This window comes from Aeromonas sp. S2(2024) (genome assembly GCF_041402505.1).
Taxonomy (GTDB): Bacteria; Pseudomonadota; Gammaproteobacteria; order Enterobacterales; family Aeromonadaceae; genus Aeromonas; species Aeromonas media.
On the sequence record NZ_JBGLRL010000021.1, the window covers coordinates 1 to 20,403 of the forward strand.

Genomic DNA, 20,403 nt, shown 5'->3' on the forward strand with positions numbered 1-20,403 from the left:
TTGGTCACTTCACCAGACATTGAAAATCAACAAAATTGTTTGATGTTCGATGCTGTGAGTGCCCACACAGATTGCTTGATTCAAATTGTTAAAGAGCGATGCAACAGTGTGCTGCTGCGGGAGTGGAATTCTACTCAACCGCCTTCTCGAGTCAAGCCTTATTTTCAAAGGCTTTTCGAGGTTATCGACGTGGTTGTTTGCGTTGCCGCTTGCCCTGTCGATGTGGTGCATTATAGAGACATTGATCACATTGGCAAGCGCTGACTGCAATAAAATTGCAAAAAACGGCCATTTATTAGTTATTCATATCAAAACACAGCTTTTATACAAACTTATCCACAGGCGGGCGTTAAAAAGAGCTCTGATTGATACTCGGTGCTCCCCAATCCGGCAGCGTCTCGACGCCATCCTGACCAAAAGCCGATGCCCATACAGATACCTATATAAAGGAAGGCAGTAAAAAGAGGTCATCAGGCCAGATCGGCCTCGGCGACCCAGGCTGAGATCAGCTCGGCGGCGGCGAGGGAGCGGCAACCCGAGACATTCTGTCCGGCCCAGAGTGGCGAGAAGCCGCCCTCTCCCATCTTTTCAGCCGCGGCGCGCAACGGGGCCAATGCGCCGCTGGCATGGGGGAAATCAGGGGGCAGTGCCGAGAGAGGGCCGAGCTCCCGCATCAAGCGATTCACTATCCCCCGCGCCGGACGGCCGCTAAACAGATTGGTCAGTGCGGTGTGCCGGCCATGCGCCCCCAGGAGCGCCGCACGGTGCAGGGGCGAGGTCGTCGCCTCGTGACAACAGAGAAATGCCGTTCCCATCTGGACGGCGCTGGCCCCCAGTGCCAGGGCGGCCTTGATCCCCTTGCCATCGACAATGCCCCCGGCAGCAATGACAGGCAAATCCACTACCGCCACTATCTGTGGCAACAGCGTAAAGGTGCCTTGTTGCAAGCTGAGATCCTGATTCAGGAAGTGACCGCGATGGCCTCCCGCCTCCAGCCCCTGGGCTATGATGGCATCGGCGCCATGGCGGGCCAGCCACTTCGCTTCTGCTACCGTGGTCGCACTGGCAAAGACTTTTGCTCCCGTTGCTTTTACCCTGGCAAGCAACTCGGGCGCCGGCAGGCCGAAGTGGAAGCTGACTACGGCGGGGTTGAACTCGGCCAGGATGGCTGCATGCTCGGCGTTGAACGGGGCGCGACCTGGCCCATTCGATACAGCATCGATACTCACACCGAACTCGGCATAAAAAGGCGCCAGCACCTGTTGCCAGCGTGCGACCTGCTGCGGATCGGGATCCCCTTGCTGATGACAGAAGAAGTTGATGTTGAATGGCCCCAGACCGCTGGCGGAAAGCCGAGAGAGCTCGCTTCGCAGGTCAGTCGGGCTGAGCATGGCCGCTGGCAATGATCCCAGGGCTCCACCCCCTGTCACCGCCATCGCCAGCTCACAGTTCTGCACTCCGGCCATGGGGGCCTGGATGATGGGATAGCGCATCCCCAGTTCGGCAAACAGGCTCATGTATCGGCCTCTCTTTCTGCGACTGAGGTTGCCATATGACTGCGCGCCAGCGCGATGGCGCCGTCGATGGCACCGCGGGCCTGTGGGCTGTTCTGCCAGCAGGTCGAGCCCAGCATGCTGGCCACCAACCGGACTATGTGGCCAGTCTCCGCCTCGGCCAGCTCACTCAGGGTATGGTAACCCAGCTGTTCGAGCCTCTCGATGACGGTGGGCCCCACCCCTTTCACCCCGAGCAGCAAACTGCGTTCCCGTGCCGAAAACTGTTTCACGTCGGTCATTGCAGAGCTCCTTTCCGATGGCTCTCTTTGAACATCAGGCCCTCAAGGGGCCTGATTGAAATAAAATGGGGTCAACGCACGCTGCGCAGCAGGAAGTCTGGCTGGCCGCAGGAGCGGCGCTCCCGCTTTTGCATCTCGTCCGAGCAGGGGACGGCATCCGTCCCTTCCCTGTTAATGCAGATGTAGATCTCCCGCAGGAAACGCCCGCCATCGGCGCAGGCCACCGTCATGGTGTCGGGTGCCAACCACTCATTGGCACTGGCCAGATCCGCCTTCAGTTCGAAGGTACTCTTGCGAAGGGGCTCTGCTGGCGATTGATAGGCGACCGGGATCTTCACCTTCTGGCGCAGGTCGCTGGCTAGTTGATGGAATGCCTCCTGACTCAGGCCGGAGCAGGTGCCGTGCTTCTCCCACTCATGACCATAGAGAAAACGGCTGGGATAGAGCCCGGCAAACTGCTGCTCCATGGCGGGATCCAGCCGCTCGCGAGAACAGCTGCTCGGGTAGCCACGCTGATACTGGGGCCAGAGGCCGTGCAGCACGAATCCCAGTTGCCGGCTGCACTGCTCTCTATCGGCCGGTTTGATGGCGCAGTGCTGCGGTGACCAGGAGAGCGCCATGGCGTAGTAGTCAAACTCCCCTGCCCGCCCCTTGGCTTGCACGGTCTGGGCCCACAACAGAGTGGCCATCAGCAACACCATGATCTGCTTCATCTTCCAACCTCCATCACCATGTCTTGCCCCCCTGCTTGTGCGGCGTGTTCCCCGCAATACCAGTCCCCATGCTCCCATACAAGGGAGTCAAAGAACAACCATGTGAAATGCCCTTACTAAAGGAGGGTCAGACCAGTAAAGGGTTTCCCCTCCCGGATCAGAGGCGTAAGCTGACTCTCCGGCGAGCCCCCGCGTCCCGCCACCTTATCCCCGAATTCAGCTGCAACAGGACGTAACATGATCCGCAAGAATCCCTCAGGTCACCTGCCCGTCATCCACGAATCCGCCTACATCGACAAGACCGCCATCATCTGTGGCAAGGTGATCATCAAGGAGAATGTGTTTGTCGGCCCCTATGCCGTGATCCGCGCCGACGAGGTGGACGAGAGCGGCGACATGGAGCCCATCGTCATCGGCGCCAACTCCAATATTCAGGACGGAGTGGTGATCCACTCCAAGTCCGGCGCCGCCGTCACCATAGGCGAATACAGCTCCATCGCCCATCGCAGCATAGTGCACGGCCCCTGCGAGGTGGGTAACCGGGTCTTCATCGGCTTCAACAGCGTGCTGTTCAACTGCCATATCGGCGAAGGCTCGGTGGTGCGCCACAACTCGGTGATCGACGGCTGCGATCTGCCCCCGGGCTTTTATGTGCCCTCCACCACCCGCATCAACCAGCAGAGCGATCTGGCCCAGATACCCCGCGTCACCGTGGATGCCACCGAGTTCTCCGAAGACGTGGCCCACACCAACATCGACCTGGTCAAGGGCTACAAGGCGCTCTCCAACGAGTTCTGACGCCAGCCATGTCATAGCAGAAAAGGGGCACCACGCGGCCCCTTTTCTCTGCACGCAATCCTGACCCGGCCGAACACGCCACCATGGCGCTGGCATCCCCTCTTCTTTATCTCTCCCGCTCGACGCCTTCAAAACAAAGAACCCCTACTCGTTGGGTGCCCAACTTTCGGGGTTCACGTCACGCAGGCTGCGCCCTCATGCGGCACAAGGGGCAGCGGGTCGGAATATCAGGCCCCGATGATACCGCCGTCGTCCCGGGTGATACGCAGCACGGCGGAGCGGGGAATGGCGGTGCCGCCATCCGGGAAGTGGGAGGGTGCCAGCTCCTCCCCCGGGTGCTGCACCCCGACGAACATAGTGCGCCAGTCCGGACTGAAGGTGAGGCCCGTGATCTCGCAGGCAATGGGGCCAGTCAGGAAGCGGCGCACCTCGCCACTCGCCGGGTCCGCGCACAGCATCTGGTTGTTGCCCATGCCGGCAAACTGCTTCTCGTTGGAGTAATCGCCGTCGGTCTGGATCCAGAGCCGTCCCGCCTCGTCGAAGCCGATGCCGTCCGGGCTGTTGAACATGTTGTCCGGGTTGATGTTGGCACTGCCCGCCATCAACCCCTCTTTATTGACCTCAGGATTGCCCGCCAGCAGGAAGAGATCCCACTCGAAGCTGTCGCTGCCATGATCGCCACCGGCCGGGCGCCAGCGGATGATCTGGCCATAAGGGTTCTCGGCCCTGGGGTTGGCGCCGTCCAGGGGTTGGTTCTCCTTGAGGCCGCGGTTCTTGTTGTTGGTCAGGGTGCAGTAGGCCTCGGCCCTGTGGGGATGCACGGCCACCCATTCAGGCCTGTCCATGGTGGTGGCGCCGAGCAGGGTCGCGGCTTCGCGCGCGAAGATGAGCACCTCCCCCTGATCGGCGAAGCCGTTCTCCCGGGTCAGGCCGTGCTGGCCATACACCAGGGGCAACCACTGGCCGGTGCCCTTCAGTTCCCCTTCCTTGGCCTCGAAGCGGGCCACATAGAGGGTGCCCTCATCCAGCAGATCCCGGTTGGCAGGGTCCTTGCCCGGTGCAACCTTGTTCTTCGAGACGAAGCGGTAGATGTGCTCGCCCCGCTCGTCATCACCGAGGTAAACCACGGAGCGACCATCTTTATTGATGGTGAAGGCGGCATTCTCATGCTTGAAGCGGCCCAGCGCCGTGCGCTTCTTCGGGGTGGAGGCGGGATCGTGCGGATCGATTTCCACCACCCAGCCGAAGCGGTGCGGCTCGTTGGGGTGTTTGGCGAGATCGAAGCGCTCGTCAAACTGGTGCCAGCCAAAGCCCGCATCCTCGGCGGCCAGGCCGTAGCGGGCGGCGCGCTTGTCCAACTCAGGCTTGCCCGCGCTGCCGAAGTAGCCGTTGAAGTTCTCCTCGCAGGTGAGGTAGGTGCCCCAGGGGGTCTGACCGTTGGCGCAGTTGTTGAAGGTGCCAAGAGCCGTGCGTCCCTCCGTGTCGGCCTGGGTCTTGAGCAGGGCGTGGCCCGCCGCCGGGCCGCTCAGAGTCATGGGGGTGGTGGCGGTGATGCGGCGATTGAGTGCCCCCCTGGGGTTGGCCTGCCACTTGCCATCGATGCGTACCAGCTCCACCAGAGAGACACCGTGGGCCGCCTGGGCCTTGGCGACGGCCTCGGCACTGAGCGCCTTGCCGCCATCTGCAAACAGGTATTCGTAGTTGGTGTACTCATTGTTGACGGCGAGCAGGGCGCGATCAGGGCCCAGGGGGAAGAAGCTCATGCCGTCGTTATTGTCGCCAAACTGGCGTGCCTGGGCCCTGGCATCATTGCTCTGGGCAAAGGCGGGAGCATCGGCGAACAGGGCATCACCCCAGGCGATCAGCACCTCGGCCTTGTAACCTGGCGGCACCACTATGGCATCGGCCACCGAGGCGGGCACGGCCTGGAACCCCAGCAGCGGCTGGGTGGCGGCGGCCACGGCGCGGGCTACCGGGCTCGCGGCGAAGAAGGCCACCATGCTGGCGGCGCCGACTCCCTTGAGGAACCCCCGACGGCTGAGGCCGGCCTCGATCAGGCGGTTGAACTCCGGCTCCTGTTCCCGGGGATGGTTGACACTGTCTCTCTCGTCAAAACGGCTCATCGGCTTTTCCTTGTTCTCTCTGCTGGCATCATTGCGTCATCACTGCGTCCGGCCACAGCATGGCGGCACTTTATTAAACGATGATGACAAACGATGAGATAACCGGCTGGCCCGGCAAGGCGCACCGCCTAGAACAAGGGGCGGTGGACACGAGTCCCACCGCCCCGAATAGAGACATGACTGACTGCGTCTAACCGCACTTCTTCAGGCTGACATGCCAGTTGGCGCCGGATTGCACCTGATGTTTGGTGGCGAAGCTGTCCATATTGAGGGCCACCGAGACCTGCAGCAGGCTGTTGAGGTAGACCAGCGGCTGGCCTTCCGGCACATCGCCAAAGCTGCTGACGTAGGGGGCCTTGCCCTCATACTTCAGCGCATCCCCTTCGCTGATCCTGATGCAGGCGTTGTCCCCCTTGTTGATCCCCGCCTTGGTGAGCAAGGCGTCGTCGATGTTGGTCCAGACGTTGCCGTACTGCACGTCCAGGATGGGAATGGTGCCCTTGAGAGTGCCATCTTTTTCCGCCACGGCCGGCTGGTAGGGGATGGTCACCACCTCTGCGGGCAGCAGGGGCCCCACCTGCTCGAAGCTGATGACGCCGGAGGCAAGCCGCGCCCCCGTGTAGGCGTAGACGTCGCGACCGTGGAAGGTGTAGGACTTCTCGGAGCCCTTGAGGCGGTTGCGCTTCTCGTCTATCTGGCGCACCGCCTCGATGCCGAAGTGTTCGGCCACCAGGGTCAGGGTGCCGTTGTCCGGGCTGACGATGTAGTGGCCGCTCTTGGTCTTGAGCACCACCGAGTGGCGATCGGTGCCGACGCCGGGATCCACCACGCTGACGAAGACGGTGCCCTTGGGCCAGTAGTTGAGGGTCTGGTAGAGGCGGTAGGAGGCCTCCCAGATGTTGTAGGCCGGGATCTCGTGGGTCAGATCCTGCAGCGGCAGTGTCCTGTCCACCCCGAAGGCGACCCCCTTCATGGCGGAGACGGCTCCGTCCTTGAGACCAAAGTCGGTCTGGAAGACCAGCGCCTCGTTTGCGAAGGCACCACTCCCCATCAGCGAGAGGGCGAGGACGAGGGCGCGGGGAAGGGTACGAATAGCCATATCAGGACTCCTTGTGGGGAATGCAACAGAGAAACAGAAATCTAGACGTCCAGAATGCCATTTGATGACACCTTTGCAAGCCCCCTTGCCCGAATGGGGGGAAAGCACTCGCCAGAGTGCTCCGCCGGGTGTATCCATGGACGAGTCAAATTCAGGAGACGACGGTATGACAGAGCAAGGGCACGAAACCCTATTGTTGAGCCTGGGTGACAGCCAGAGCCGGGTACAGATCACCGGGGCGGATGGCGTCAGCCAGACCTTTTCACTGGCCCTGGGCCTGAATGCCATGACACCCGGTCCCTTTCGCCGGGACCCGCCAACCCCCCTCGAGCTGGAGCAGGCCATCATGGTGGTGGAAGATGCACTGATGTCCCTCGCGGCCCATATCCAACCCCACCCCCTGATACAGCTTCACAGCCCGGTGCCGCTGGCAGGCGGACTCGGCAGTCACGAGCTGAACCGGGAGAGCATCGAACGGTTGTTCGGCCAGCTGGTAGCCATGGTGGAGGGAGATCCGCTGGCTGCGGCCCAGCTGCCCAGAGATCGCCGCTTCGCCGCCACCCTGCTGATCCTGCGAGAATGGATGCACCACCTGGGTGCCGAACGGGTGCAACTGCTCCCGTGATGGCAGCGCCAGTCAGGGGCGCCATGCCCTCTTACTCCGCGACCACCATCGATTCGCCCTTCCCTTGCCATCGAATCGTGAACGTCTATCTTGTTGATATTGGAGGCTCATTTTCCTTGCGCTGCCTGCCCCCGCCAACTTTCGTCTGGTGATGCCGAGCAGAATCAGTTACAAAAAAGTCTTCTGTCACTACCCGGGAGCATCACGGCATGGCGGGATCACTGTTGCGGATCATCCCCCGCAAGTGGTTGATTCAATTCACACTGTTCTCTCTGGCACTGGCAGGGTTGGGGCTGGTGTTCAACTACACCTACCTCAGCATCCGGCACGACATGCAGCTCATCACCGCCAAACAGCAGAATGTGTTCGAGGTGTTTTATCAGCGGGCCCGCATCCTGGCGCCAGACGCGCTGGCCCGGTTCGTCGACAACAGCAGCATCAAGGCGCCCATCTTCAGCGAGAACAGGGATGCGACGGCCTATGCCTATGCTTATGACCTCGATACCCTGACCCGTATGGCTGTCATTCCCATACTCCCCTCATCCAACCCGGTACTCATCGCCTACCAATATGCCCTCTCCTACCCCGAGGTCATCAACCTCTACGCCTTCTATGACGATCGTCGCCTGCTTGGCATGGTGCCCGACCGACTGACACTCCCGAACCGGCTGATGCCGACCAACAGCGACCTCAATGACATCGAACCCTGGACCCATTATTTCGGTTGCGCCCTCTTCGCCTCCGCCCATGTGCCCTGCAGCACGGATGAGGCCTGGGTGTCCGACATCTACACCGACACCTTCACCGGGTTGCAGACCATCACCATGTACTTCCCCTTCGTCTTCTACGACCCGATGATAGCGGATTACCGCCATGGTCTGACGGGCATAGACATCGCCGTCGACGAGGCGTTCAAGGATGTGCTTCGCCCCTTCGAGAGCCTCAATCCGACCAGAACCACACTCTCTTTCGATGAAATAGAGCCCTGTCGCCCCTGGCATCTCTGCCTGAATACCCGCTTTATGCGGGCCAAGGCCAGCGTCGACCTCTATCTCAAATGGTCATACAGCTACGGCGATTTCATGCGAGCGGTGCTCTATGGCCCCGCCTTCAAGCTCTATCTGATCGCCCTGCTGCTGCTCATACTGACGGGACGGGGCATCTACAGCCGCCTGCGCACCCTGGCACAGACCGATCACCTGACCCGGCTGCCGAGACGGGACATCCTGGATCAGGCCCAGTTGCAGGAGCACGACTACCTGATGCTCCTCGACATCGACAACTTCAAGTCCATCAACGACGCCTATGGCCACGGAGTGGGAGACATCGCCCTCGCCGCCTTCGCCCGTCATCTGACGGCCAATATGCGCAAGGGGGACAAGGCCATTCGCTGGGGCGGCGAGGAGTTTATCGTCCTCTACAAGAGGCTCGGCGACGAGGCCAGCATGCGCCAGACCGTGGCCCGTCTGTTGGCATCACAACTTCAGATGGAGGAACTGTCCGCCCCAATCACCTTCTCGGCAGGCATCATTCGCATCCGTGATTACCTGACCGTCGCCGAAGCCACCGACCTGGCCGATACGCTGCTCTACCACGTCAAGCAGCATGGCAAGCACAACATCGCCTATTACCAGGGGCAGGAGATCAGACTGATACGGGAGCAGACCGCGGCCGACTGATCCCGCAACAGCAGGGCCCTCACCGCCCCGCCGACAGTCATCACCTTCTGCTGTGCGGGGTGCTTCTGCTACCATGGCGGCCACTGTCTGCTTTCGTCACGGCCCTGGCCGCGATAACCCCATACTGGTGCCCTATGTCCATTGCCTCCTTTGCCGAACTGGCCCTCTCTCCCCGTCTGCAACAGACCCTCTGTGAGCTGGGTTATGCCGCGCCAACCCCCATTCAGGCCAGCGCCATCCCCGTCATTCTGGCGGGGCGGGATCTGCTGGCGGGGGCTCAGACCGGCACCGGCAAGACCGCCGCCTTCGTGCTGCCGTTGCTGGAGCAACTGATGCAGCAGCCGCAAGGCGAGTCGCCCCGCCCCATCCGCGCCCTGGTGCTGGTGCCGACCCGCGAGCTGGCGGTGCAGGTCTTTGAGAGCGTGGTGCGCTACGGGCAGGGCACGGATCTCACCAGCGCCCTGGTGTACGGCGGGGTCAGCATAGCCGCCCAGGTGGAGGCGCTGAAAAACGGGGTGGATCTGCTGATCGCCACCCCGGGTCGATTGCTCGACCATCTGCGTCAGGGGGCCTTGCGCCTTGGGAACCTCAGCCATCTGGTGTTCGACGAGGCGGACCGCATGCTCGACATGGGCTTTATGGACGAGATAAAGGCGCTGCTGAAGCAAATCCCGGCGGATCGCCAGACCCTGCTGTTTTCAGCCACCTGCGATGACAACCTGTTTGCCTTGAGCAAGGTGCTGCTGCGTGACCCCGCGCTTATCGAGGTGGCACCGCGCAACACCACGGCGGCCGAGGTGGAGCAGCGGGTCTATGCGGTGGACGGGGATCGCAAGCTGGCGTTGGTCGAACACATGCTGACCGTGAAGGGCTGGGCTCCGGCCCTGATCTTCAGCCGCACCCGCCAGGGGGCCGACAAGCTGGCCCAGCAGCTCGGCAAGGCGGGCATCAATGCGCTCGCCTTCCACGGCGATCTGTCGCAAAGCGCGCGGGAGAAGGTGTTGCTGGAGTTTCGCGCCGGCACCCTGCAGGCGCTGGTGGCCACCGACGTGGCGGCCCGCGGCCTCGATATCAGCGACCTCAACCATGTGATCAATCTGGAATTCCCCTTTGTGGCGGAGGATTACGTCCACCGCATCGGGCGCACCGGCCGCGCCGGCAACAAGGGGCTCGCCATCACACTGTTCAGCCCGGAGGATGCGCCGCTGCTGGAGAAGGTGGAGGCCGTGCTCGACACCCGCTTGCCCCAGCAGTGGTTCCCGGGTTTTGAGCCGGATCTGACCCGCTTCGACCCCGAACCGCGCCGTGCCAGCAAGGCAGCCCAGAAGCAGAAGGCCAGAAAGCAGGCCCTCTCGGGCAACAAGGGCGGCAAGGGGCGCAAGCCCTGACACAGGGGATCTTGCGAGGGCGTCGGCCATGCGGGCGCCCCCGCGTCACCACTCTCCTGGCGCGGGCTCGTGGCTAGCTCCAGCAGGCCGACCGCTTTCCTGCCGCTCTCCCACCGCTTTTCTCCCCCGCGCCCTCCTGCTCAACCCTCTTCCATTGACCCGGCGACCCTTTGCCACACTCTGCTACAAAAGAGGTAGTAAAGGGGCACACTCTTGCCACAAAGCGGGCGTGCAATAGAGACATGAACAAGGAGGACATCATGAAACCCGCATCCCTCGCCTGGGCCCTGCCCCTGACCCTCACCCTCATCTGGCTCGCTGGCATGACCCAGTGGTCTGCCGGCCTCTGGCCCTGGCGCCATGAACTGCTGATCCTGACCGGTCTGATTGGCCTCGGTGCCATGACCCTCTCCCTGCTGCTGGCCCTGCGCCTGCCGAGGCTCGAAGTCTGGTGTGGCGGGCTGGATCGCATGTTGCACCTGCATCGCAGCAGCGCGCTCTGGGCCACCGGCACCCTGATGGCCCACTGGCTGCTGGTGGAGGCGTCCAAGTGGGCCGTCACCGCCGACTGGCTGACCCGGCCGGCACGCCGCGGTGCTGGCGCTGGCGCTGGCGCTGGCAACGATGCCCTGTGGCACGAACTCGGCAATACCCTGGGGGAATGGGGTTTCTATCTGCTGCTGGCCCTGGTGGTGGTGAGCCTGCTTGCGGTGGTGCGCTACGAGCGCTTCAAGGTGGTCCATCGGCTGGCCCCGGTCATCTACCTGATGGGCTGGCTGCACGGGCTCTGCCTGCTGCCGCGCATCGGCGTCCTGACGCCGGTCGGTCTGACCTTGCTGGTGGGGGGCGGGCTGGGCGCCATGGGCGCGCTCTACTCCCTGTTTGGCCGGGTGGGCCAGAATGCGCGCCGCCAGGGAACGGTCAGCACCCTCACCCCTTTGGACGAACGCACCCTGGAGATCAGGGTCACCCTGACCTCTCCCCTGTCTGGCTACCGTCCGGGCCAGTTCGCCTTCTTCGACTTCGCCGGGCGCGGCGAGCCCCATCCCTACACCCTGGTCAATGTCTCGGCGGACTGCCGCACCCTGACCCTGGCGGTGCGCGCCCTCGGGGATCACACCCACTGGCTGCACCAGCACCTCAGGGTGGGGGATGCCGTCATCGTGACCGGCCCCTATGGCGCCTTCGCCCTGCCAGACCCGGCCCCCGCGCTCTGGGTGGGCGCCGGTATCGGCATCACCCCCTTCGTCGCCTGGCTGGAGGCGCTGGTGCGCCGTGGCGAGACACGCCCGGGCACCGCCTTGCTGCAATGCGCCCCCACCGCCGAGGCCGCCCCCTATCACAGCCGCCTCGCCGAACTGTGCCGCCGGGCCGGGGTCGATTACCGATTGCACCTGGAGTCCGAGCGCGGTCGGCTGGATCTGGCCGCCCTGGGTGAACGCCAGCACACCCCGGTGTGGTTCTGCGGCCCCGAGCCCATGGCCCACACCCTGGATGCCCATCTGACCGCCCCGCTGCACCGGGAGCTGTTCCGCTTCCGCTAGCCTCAAGATGAGGCGCATCATCAAAAGGGCCTCCCTAGGGAGGCCCTTGTCATATCAGATGCACCTCGCTCGCAGCCTCTGACTTGCCCCCATAAAATCTCGAACAAGGGCAGCGACCCTCACTTGGATATTGATGCAGATTGAATGAATCAATATCATCTTGCGGCCCCTGGTCATGGATAAGAATGTTGTATGTCCTTTGATAAAAAACACGGCGAGTTCATCTTCAATGTGCAGGAACACCTGGTCACCTGCGAGCTGATCGGCCCTTTCAATGAAGAGGGTATGCTGGCGTGGATTGCACAGATAAAGCGCGTGGTGAACAGCCTGGACGGGAAGCCTTTCTGCGCTCTGGTGGACCATCGCCAGCATCAGGGGGTGGTGCTCTCCGCCCTGCCTCATCTGCAGGAGACCTATCAGTGGCTGGCCCAGAAGAACCTGGTGGCCATCGCCTCCCTCTATTCGGCCAAGGTGCTCCATCACATCGCCCTCTCCTGCCTCTCCCTCACCCACCCGGACCATATCCGGGCATTCAACGACCCTCAAGAGGCCATCGCCTGGCTTGATGCCCAATATCAGGCGCAGTAGTCCATCCAATCTGGCGTCATGCCCACTATGCCGCGCACCAACCCGGCCTGTGTAGATAAGCAATATGCCGCACAGTCCTCTGCATCGCTTGGATTAAAAGGCCACTATCCATGCCTTGAAGTGCTGCGCCCGGCAGCAGCCGATGGCTGACCCCCCAGAGACAAGAAATAGGTGCCACTCGGGAGAGCCGCAGCCTGGGCGACTATCTGCCCCGGCAAGGCGCCATCCGGGCCAAGGGGCATCTGCGCCGCCCGCACGCTGCCGCCCCAGAAGCTCGCCACCAGTATCAAGGCCCCTGCCAACCCGTATTTGACCCAGGATTTCATCGTCTTGCTCCCTTCTCTTTGGCCCCTCGCCACCCTGTGGCAAGCAGGCCCATTTATCAGTGGGCAGAAGATAGGGGGGATATGTGAGGGAAACATGAGGTTGTGTGAAGCCAAGGTGAAGTCGGGGGGGAAGGCAGGAAAAATCAGGGGAGACCGGTAGCGAACCACGATAAACAGGGCTGCTGGCGGTGCGAGGGATTGAGAGCGGCAAAAGCTAAAAACCAACCAGCGACACAGACAGCGCCCCCTCACCCTAGCCCTCTCCCGAGGGAGAGGGGATGGCCCGAGCCAATTCCAAACCCCTCATACCCCCACCCGTACCTCGCACGTAAAGCACAATTAGCTGAACCGTTTTGCACCCTTCTCCCCTTGCGGGAGAAGGGTCGGGGATGAGGGGAGGTAACAATAAGTCCCATAATATATGGGTCGATGAGCGTAGCGTAATCGTCCATTTACAGCGAACATGGAGATGACAAAACCAGCAGGAAACCTTGGATATCAACGATCTTACGGTAATTGAGGTCGCATACGGGCCCCAAAAAAGATAATATTCACCCCGTTAATAATACTTAAGACAATATGCTTCAGCACAATAACTGGTCAGGATCTACTCCAATGTATAACCTTGAAACATGTGAATATGCACAAGAACAGGAACATCTAATCTCAAAGCTTGAATATAGGGTGTATTCAAATCCAGATTCACGCTCAGAGAACAGACAGGAATTAATGAGAGACTATGCCAGAGTGCTCTATTCATCTTCTTTTAGAAGACTCCAGGGTAAAATGCAGCTTTTGGGCATCGACTCTAATAGATTTAACAGAAACAGACTTACTCATAGTTTAGAAGTAGCTCAAATCGCTAGATCTATAGCTTTTGATTTAGGGCTTAAAAATACTGTTGTCTGTGAAACAGCTGCATTAGCCCATGACATAGGGAACCCTCCATTTGGGCATTATGGAGAAACCATTCTTAACGATCTAGCCAAGGATATAGGTGGTTATGAAGGAAATGCTCAAGCCCTTCGGATTCTTAGAACGTTAGAAAAAAAGCACCATGCCCACCCAGGATTGAATTTAAATATCAGAACCCTGATGGCAGTCACTAAGTATTTCAATAATAAATCTCAAAATCAGAAAAAATTTCTATATGATGATGACTATCAGTTCATGCTAACTGAATTGGAAAGACACAATCTAAATATAACTAAGAGCATTGACGCCCAAATAATGGATCTTGCTGATGAAATAGCCTATGCAGCGCACGACTTAGAAGACGCAATGAGCTTTGGGATGATCGGTCTAGGTGAAATATTACATGAATTCAAGATCAGCAAAGATTATAATTCTGCATATACAAAAATGTCAGAAATTGCACAAGAAGCACAAAAGACAGCTATTGAGTCTTCACGTATGGACACCTCAGAAGAATACTCCATAGTATTAAGAAAAGAACTAACATCAATTATCGTAAACACACTATGTCGAGATATTGGTCTTGTTAATGGAGAGTTGAATTACCAAGCGCATGCAGATCTTGCTGGCGGCCTTAAAAAGTTATTATTCAAGGCAATATTAAGAAAGAAAGATATCATTATTTATGAAAAGCATGGGGAGAAAATTATTAAAGGGCTTTTTCAGGTATACACTGACAATGAATTTAATAAAAACAATATGTTGCTTCCCCCTGAGCTCAGATCTATAAAAGATGATCAAAAAAGATTGGTGGTAGATCATATTTCAGGAATGATGGATAGCTTTGCAGCACAAGAATATGAGAGATTTTTTGGTAAAGGCAGTGCAGAAAAACTATTTTAATTGAAAGATTCTGTATTACACAGCTTAAATAATTACTTGTCATTATAAAAATAAAAACCACCCGCTCTGCGGGTGGTTTTTTCATTATCTCAGAATGCATCCGAGAGATTTAATTCACAACAGCACTCACCCCAACGGCGGCGTACGCGGCGGCACCATACGCTTGCTGCCGGTGGACTCGAAGGCCGAGGCGACGCGCAGCAGGTTGTTGTCGTCATAGGCGCGACCGGCGAAGGTCAGGCCAACCGGCATACCGATATCGGCCATCACCCCCATGGGTACTGTGACGGTCGGCACGCCGAGATGGCGAATGGCGAGGTTGCCGTTGGCCACCCAGATGCCGTTGCTCCAGGCGATATCGGCGGAGGCCGGATTCACATCCGCGTCAGCCGGGCCCACATCGGCCACGGTCGGGAACAACACGGCGTCGAGCTTGAGCCCGTCCATCCAGTCCTCCAGATCCAGCTTGCGAGTCTTTTCCAGTCCACGCAGGCCGTCCGGCACTGTTGCGATCTCGTCCCAGGATTTCAGGCCGCGCTTGGCCATATTGACGTACTCGTCCATGCCCGCTGCCAAATCGCCCTCGCGATTCGGCAATGTGCCCGGATCGTGGGGGAAGATCTTCGGCCCATCGACGTCTTCAAGCTTGTTGAGCTTGGGATCGCCATTGGCGCGCAGGAAGTCATCAAACGCCCAGCCGGAGAGCTCCCACAGCTCGTCGTTGAGAAACTCAGGGGTGACTATGCCGCGGTTGAACACGGTGGGCGCGCCGGGTCTGTCCCCTTCGCAGTTGGAGACCAGGGGGAAGTCCACTTCGATGACTTCGGCGCCAGCGGCTTCCAGCGCCTGACGGGCCTGCTCCCAGAGGGCGATCACGGAGTCGCGGGTATGGATGCGCTGACCGGTCGGGCCGCCGATGCCGGGGTGCTCGCTGGTGCCCGCCAGTTCATCCTTGTTGATAAACATGCGCGGCACGCCGAGGCGCTTGCCCTTGAGGGCATCGGGCTTGGCAGCCAGCTCCAGATAGGAGGCCGGACGCACCTCGGAAGCCTTGGGCAGTTGCACCCAGGGCTGCATGCGCCACAGATCGCCACGGGTGTCGGCATCGTCGGCCACCACCACATCCAGCACTTCCAAGAGATCGCTCATGGTGCGGGCATAGGGCACGACGACGTCCATGGTCGGGGTCAGGGGCCAGTTGCCGCGCACCGAGATGACGCCACGGGAGGGGGTGTAGGCACAGAGGCCGTTGTTGGAGGCAGGGCCCCGGCCGCTCGACCAGGTCTCTTCGGCCAGACCAAAGGCGGCGAAGCTCGCGGCGGTGGCGGTACCGGCACCGTTGGAGGAGCCGGAGGCAAAGGGCGCGGTCAGGTAATCGGCGTTGTAGGGACTCTCGGCACGGCCATAGACGCCGCGCTGCATGCCGCCATTGGCCATGGGCGGCATATTGGTTTTGCCAAGGCAGATGGCACCGGCGGCGCGCAGGCGCTCGACGGTAAAGGCATCACGCTGGGCCACCAGATCCTTGAAGGCCGGACTGCCGGAGGCGGCGGTCAGCCCCTTGACCAGATAGCTGTCCTTGGCGGTGTAGGGGATGCCGTCGAGCGGCCCCAGGGTTTTGCCACGGGCGCGGCGCGCATCGGACGCTTGCGCCTCTTTCAACGCATCAGGATTGGGTACCACCAAAGCGTTCAGCTTGGTGTTGGTCTCGGGGCCGTTGTAGGCCTCGATCCGGGCCAGATAGGCCTTGACCAGTTCGACCGCGGTGGTGCGGCCTGCTTCGAGCGCACCGCGCAGCTCGGCAATGGAAACTTCGGTCACTTCGATCATCTGGGATCTCCTGTAAAAGGGTGACTGTTTGTCATGATGATCGCCGCATCGGCGCCTGCCATCATCACATCATCAAGAGATAAAACCCCACGGAGTGGGGTTTTGAATACCAGCTGGAACCGGTTTACGACCCGTCGCGAGAGGCCGTCAGCAAGGTGAAGAGCAGCGCAGGAACTGGAGCGTATAAACATACGTGAGGCTTCCGAGCAGCACATGAGCCTTGATCACGGTCTCGCAGCAGGATCGTCATCCGGTTCTTATTTGCCGGAGGGGATCTGCTGGGTAATGCAGTGAATATTGCCACCGCCCAGCAGGATCTCGCGGGCCGGCACGCCGACCACGGTGTGATCCGGGAAGATCTCTTCCAGAATGCGCTGGGCCTGCCCATCGGTGGCGGCATCCAGCAGCGGGTAGACGATGCGATCGTTGGTGATGAGGAAGTTCACGTAGGAACCGGCCAGACGACCTTCTGCCTCGCGCGGCACACCGCTGCCGCTCTCGACGCCGGCAGACTCCTCCTCGGTGCAGAACAGCGGGCCCGGCTGGAGCAGCTTCCAGATTTTGAGCTTGCGACCCTTGGCGTCCACCGCCGCTTCCAGCACCTTGAGGGCGGCCAGGGAGCGCTCGTATTGGGGATCGTTCTCGTCATCGGTCCAGTGCAGGGCCACTTCACCCGGGCGCACGAAGCAGCACATGTTGTCGATGTGACCGTCGGTCTCGTCCATATAGACGCCTTCATCCAGCCAGATAAAGCTGGTGACACCCAGATAGTCGCGCAAGTGCGCTTCGATCTGTTCTTTGCTCAGGTGCGGGTTGCGGTTTTCGTTGAGCAGGCACTCGGCTGTGGTCATGCAGGTGCCTTCGCCATCCACGTGGATGGAACCCCCTTCCAGAATGAGCGGCGCGGCGTAGCGATCCATGCCGTGCTGCTCCAGCATCTGAGCCGCCACTTTCTCGTCCTGATCCCAGGGGTAGTAGAGACCGCCCTTGTGACCGCCCCAGGCGTTGAAGCCCCAATCCACGCCACGGCACTCGCCGGCGGCGTTGGTGACAACTGTCGGGCCTGTGTCGCGGGCCCAGCAGTCATCGCTGTTCATTTCGACCAGGGTGACGTGGGTGGGCATGATGGCGCGGGCCTGCTCCATAAACTGGGCCGGCACCCCCATAAAGACCGGAGTGGCTTGCCCGATGGCATCCGCCACCTTGGCGAAGGTGGCCTGCGCGAAGCGACCGGCAACGCGCCAGTTGTCCGGGCGGAATGGCCAGATCATCCAGACGGCCTGCTGGTGCGCCCACTCGGCGGGCATGGTGAAGCCGTCGGCGGCCGGAATGGAGTTGATGGTCTTGATGCTCATCGCAAGGCTCCTTGCATGGATTGAGGCCCCCCGATTTACCTGGGAACCCGGAAAAATAACAGTGGGTCGCAGTGTAAGAAGTTGCGTGCCCATCCATCAAATGAATAGGATGGATTGTCCCATAAACACGGCGAATAATCCCCCCATGAAACTGCACCAGCTCGACCTCAATCTGCTGCTCGCCCTTGACGCCCTGATGACGCAAGGGAGTGTGACCCGCGCCGCCGAGTCGCTCTTTATCAGCCAGCCCGCCATGAGCCATGCCCTCAACCGCCTGCGGGCCTTCTTTGACGATCCGCTGCTGGTGCGCACGCCCCAGGGGATGCTGCCGACCCCCCGGGCCCAGCGGCTGCATCTGGGGGTGCAGCAGGTGCTGCGGCTGCTGGAGCAGCAGCTCAGCGAGGAGGATCTGTTCGAGCCGCGTCAGTCGAAACGCCGCTTCGTACTCTGCACCACGGACTACGTGGAGTGCGTGCTGATCCCGCCCCTTATCCAGCGCCTCAAGCGGCTGGCCCCCGGGGTCACCATAGAGATCCGCATACTGCGCGACACATTGCCGGAGGCAGAGCTGGCGAGCGGCGAGATCGATCTGGTGCTGGGGTTTGACGAGTACATGCAAGTGCCTGGGTATCTGGGCAAGGAGACCTGGCTCACCGAGCCCCTGGCCGGGCTGGTGCGCGCCGATCTGCCCATCGCCAAATCCGCCCCCGCTGGGGCCGAGGATGATCCCTCCCAATGGCAGGAGCGCATCACCTTGCAGCAGCTGATCGCCATGCCCCACGTGTTCCACTCGCCGCTCGGCACCTCGGAGGCGAGCCTCGACCGCTATTTGCAGAGCCTGGGTCACAGTCGCACCATCTCGGTCAACAGCCAGAGCTATATGTCCGCCGCCGCCATCGTCAGCCAGAGCGACCACCTGCTGGTACTGCCGAGCATGGTGGCCGAGCTGCTCGCCAACCACTGGCCGCTGAAAAGCCTGCCCCTGCCCGAAGACGTGCCGGATTACCATCTCAACTGCGTCTGGCACCCGGTGCATGCGCAGCAGCCAGCCTTGATCTGGTTGAAGACGTTGATGAAGGAGTTGGTGAGTCCGGTGTAAACCCTCAGCGTCTGGCGTGCCAGGCGCTCGGGTTGAAGGATTCGATCAAGGAGGGGGAATCCGGCATAAGGATCCCAATGCCACACCCGGCAATCCCCCCTAGTGTGACCCAAGGATCTGGCATAAGTAGCTGATGCGCTCGAGCCGCCCCTCACCTCGCCTCTGAGGCGACCGGCAGCTCCCCGCGGGCGATGGCGGCCAGCAGCAGGGCATGATCTTCCCGGGTGCGCTGGCCATAGGCCACCGCAAAGTCGGCGATGGCCTCATCCATCACCTCCGACTTGCCGAGGTAGCCGGCGATCTGGGCCGCATCCCCCGACTTGGCATGGGCCAGCGCCAGGGCCCAGCCGCACAACTGGCAATACTCCACGAAGTGGCGGGGCTTGACCATGCCAGGGGTAATGTCGATGCCCCCCTTCATGTCCCGCAGTTGGCGCACATAGAAGTGACGGCCCCTGAGATCGCACCAGCCGAGGAAGATGTCCGGCGATCCCTGGATCATCCGCTGGCCCCGCACCACCCGCCGCCCCTGGTTGCCGCTGTCGTCTTCCGAGGTGAAATAGGGGGCCAGCACCGAGGGTTGCGCCTCTTTGACCTGCAGGAAGAGGGGATCGTCATCGTCGGCGCCGGTCAGCAGGATCACCCAGCAGCGGGTGCCCACGCTGCCCACCCCCACCACCTTGCGGGCTACGTCCACGACCCTGTAGCGGCGCAGCAGTATGCGCCTGTCCTCCGGCAGGGAGGCGAGATAGGCCTCCAGCAACTCGCCGAGCACCTCATAGACGGGCTCCCCGTCCTCGGTGTGGGTCTCGCGGATGACGAAGGGGTGGAGCTCGCGGATCCTGTGCTGATCGTCCACCAGATCCGTCATCTTGCCGAGCACCTGCAGGTGGTTGCGGCTCCGGGCCTTTGCGAAGGTGGCCTTGACCCTTCTGTGGGCATCGACGGAGAAGGCGTCGAGCACCGAGGCCTGTTCTATGTGATCGTACCAGACCCTCATAAAGCCCATCTTGCCGTATTCCCGCAGCTTGGTGCGGTAACCGGTCGCTATCATCCTGGCCGCCTCCCGCTGGCGGGCGGCGTCGGCCCCCAGGTACTCGGCCGCCACCAGGGCGCTGGCGGCCAGACGCTTGAGATCCCACTCCCAGGGGCCGAGGTGGGTCTCATCGAAGTCGTTGATGGCCAGCACCAGGTTGCGCTCGGCGCTCGCGTAGAGGCCGATATTGGCGACATGCATGTCGCCACAGGCCTGGACCATGAGGCCGGAGTGGGGAGTGGCGACGAGATCCCCCGCCATGATGGCGGCCGCCCCGCGCAGGAAGGCGAAGGGGGACTCCTGCATCCTGGCATGGCGCACCGGCACCAGCTGCTTCAAGCGAGTGGTGGCCTGGGCCTTGAGCACGGCGATGGGATCCCTGTCATACGCCGCGGGCGGCAGCCAGGAGTGAGCTTCGCGGGAAAACTGTTCCCGCAGGGCCTTGCCGGCGGCGAAGCGCTGTGCAATTGAGAGCCGTGGCGTGGTGAAGTGCGCCAGTATCGCCCGAGACGTTGCCTTTCTGGTCATTCCCTTTCCTCCTGCCGATATCCTCACCATGAAGATGGAAGAGGGGGCAGGCAGGGGCA

The 20,403-nt window shown here is 61.0% G+C and carries 18 protein-coding genes; 9 read left to right on the top strand and 9 right to left on the bottom strand.

Features of this window, described 5'->3' with window-relative positions; translation table 11 throughout:
• A partial coding sequence (locus ACB039_RS17450; RefSeq protein ID WP_371166110.1) for a hypothetical protein occupies positions 1-264 on the top strand: 264 nt, incomplete at its 5' end.
• A gap of 206 nt (positions 265-470) precedes the next feature.
• Here the strand turns inward: ACB039_RS17450 and ACB039_RS17455 are convergent.
• The 3 genes from ACB039_RS17455 to ACB039_RS17465 form a co-directional block, all read right to left on the bottom strand.
• Positions 471-1,517: an NAD(P)H-dependent flavin oxidoreductase gene (locus ACB039_RS17455; RefSeq protein ID WP_371166111.1), complete on the bottom strand. Its 1,047-nt coding sequence runs from the start codon at positions 1,515-1,517 to the stop codon at positions 471-473.
• Positions 1,514-1,795 carry a helix-hairpin-helix domain-containing protein gene (locus tag ACB039_RS17460; protein ID WP_371166112.1) on the bottom strand — a complete coding sequence of 94 codons (282 nt, stop codon included), beginning with the start codon at positions 1,793-1,795 and terminating at the stop codon, positions 1,514-1,516. Before ACB039_RS17460 ends, ACB039_RS17455 begins: the two co-directional genes overlap by 4 nt.
• 71 nt (positions 1,796-1,866) lie before the next feature.
• Positions 1,867-2,508, bottom strand: a complete 642-nt coding sequence (locus ACB039_RS17465; RefSeq protein WP_371166113.1) for a ribonuclease — start codon at positions 2,506-2,508, stop codon at positions 1,867-1,869.
• A 237-nt stretch (positions 2,509-2,745) separates the two neighbouring features.
• Here ACB039_RS17465 and ACB039_RS17470 point away from each other — a divergent pair, with 237 nt between their 5' ends.
• A complete protein-coding gene (locus tag ACB039_RS17470) occupies positions 2,746-3,306 on the top strand; it encodes a carbonate dehydratase (protein WP_005330618.1) in 561 nt (186 codons plus the stop codon).
• A 227-nt stretch (positions 3,307-3,533) separates the two neighbouring features.
• Here ACB039_RS17470 and ACB039_RS17475 read toward each other — a convergent pair whose 3' ends face one another.
• Both ACB039_RS17475 and ACB039_RS17480 read right to left on the bottom strand, forming a co-directional pair.
• Positions 3,534-5,429 carry a PhoX family phosphatase gene (locus ACB039_RS17475; protein WP_371166114.1) on the bottom strand — a complete coding sequence of 632 codons (1,896 nt, stop codon included), beginning with the start codon at positions 5,427-5,429 and terminating at the stop codon, positions 3,534-3,536.
• 190 nt (positions 5,430-5,619) lie between these two features.
• The gene (locus ACB039_RS17480) at positions 5,620-6,528 is read right to left on the bottom strand and encodes an S-adenosyl-l-methionine hydroxide adenosyltransferase family protein (protein ID WP_218410500.1); all 909 of its coding nucleotides are present in this window, start codon (positions 6,526-6,528) and stop codon (positions 5,620-5,622) included.
• Between the two features lie 166 nt (positions 6,529-6,694).
• Between ACB039_RS17480 and ACB039_RS17485 the strand changes: the two genes are divergently transcribed.
• From ACB039_RS17485 to ACB039_RS17505, 5 genes are all read left to right on the top strand, one after another.
• On the top strand, positions 6,695-7,153 hold the full coding sequence (locus ACB039_RS17485; protein ID WP_371166115.1) for a hypothetical protein: 459 nt from the start codon (positions 6,695-6,697) through the stop codon (positions 7,151-7,153).
• A gap of 209 nt (positions 7,154-7,362) precedes the next feature.
• Complete coding sequence (locus ACB039_RS17490; protein ID WP_371166116.1) at positions 7,363-8,832, top strand: GGDEF domain-containing protein; 1,470 nt, start codon at positions 7,363-7,365, stop codon at positions 8,830-8,832.
• A gap of 134 nt (positions 8,833-8,966) precedes the next feature.
• The gene (locus ACB039_RS17495) at positions 8,967-10,220 is read left to right on the top strand and encodes a DEAD/DEAH box helicase (RefSeq protein ID WP_371166117.1); all 1,254 of its coding nucleotides are present in this window, start codon (positions 8,967-8,969) and stop codon (positions 10,218-10,220) included.
• Positions 10,221-10,462: 242 nt separating this feature from the next.
• Positions 10,463-11,764, top strand: a complete 1,302-nt coding sequence (locus ACB039_RS17500) for a ferric reductase-like transmembrane domain-containing protein (RefSeq protein ID WP_371166118.1) — start codon at positions 10,463-10,465, stop codon at positions 11,762-11,764.
• A 192-nt stretch (positions 11,765-11,956) separates the two neighbouring features.
• Positions 11,957-12,352 (top strand): hypothetical protein, encoded by a 396-nt coding sequence (locus ACB039_RS17505; RefSeq protein ID WP_043128369.1) that lies wholly within the window; start codon positions 11,957-11,959, stop codon positions 12,350-12,352.
• 104 nt (positions 12,353-12,456) lie between these two features.
• Here ACB039_RS17505 and ACB039_RS17510 read toward each other — a convergent pair whose 3' ends face one another.
• Positions 12,457-12,678, bottom strand: coding sequence for a hypothetical protein (locus tag ACB039_RS17510; RefSeq protein ID WP_371166119.1), 222 nt, complete (start codon positions 12,676-12,678; stop codon positions 12,457-12,459).
• A gap of 615 nt (positions 12,679-13,293) precedes the next feature.
• Here ACB039_RS17510 and dgt point away from each other — a divergent pair.
• The gene (gene dgt, locus ACB039_RS17515) at positions 13,294-14,496 is read left to right on the top strand and encodes a dGTP triphosphohydrolase (protein WP_371166120.1); all 1,203 of its coding nucleotides are present in this window, start codon (positions 13,294-13,296) and stop codon (positions 14,494-14,496) included.
• A gap of 126 nt (positions 14,497-14,622) precedes the next feature.
• On the opposite strand, the gene ACB039_RS17520 is transcribed toward dgt, so the two are convergent.
• Both ACB039_RS17520 and aguA read right to left on the bottom strand, forming a co-directional pair.
• Entirely contained in the window at positions 14,623-16,326 is a 1,704-nt protein-coding gene (locus tag ACB039_RS17520) for an amidase (RefSeq protein WP_371166121.1), read from the bottom strand.
• 257 nt (positions 16,327-16,583) lie between these two features.
• On the bottom strand, positions 16,584-17,681 hold the full coding sequence (gene aguA / locus ACB039_RS17525) for an agmatine deiminase (RefSeq protein ID WP_371166122.1): 1,098 nt from the start codon (positions 17,679-17,681) through the stop codon (positions 16,584-16,586).
• A 145-nt stretch (positions 17,682-17,826) separates the two neighbouring features.
• Here aguA and ACB039_RS17530 point away from each other — a divergent pair, with 145 nt between their 5' ends.
• On the top strand, positions 17,827-18,780 hold the full coding sequence (locus ACB039_RS17530) for a LysR family transcriptional regulator (RefSeq protein ID WP_371166123.1): 954 nt from the start codon (positions 17,827-17,829) through the stop codon (positions 18,778-18,780).
• 151 nt (positions 18,781-18,931) lie between these two features.
• Here the strand turns inward: ACB039_RS17530 and ACB039_RS17535 are convergent, their stop codons facing one another.
• Positions 18,932-20,344: a DUF2252 domain-containing protein gene (locus ACB039_RS17535; protein WP_371166124.1), complete on the bottom strand. Its 1,413-nt coding sequence runs from the start codon at positions 20,342-20,344 to the stop codon at positions 18,932-18,934.
• Positions 20,345-20,403: the final 59 nt, after the last annotated feature.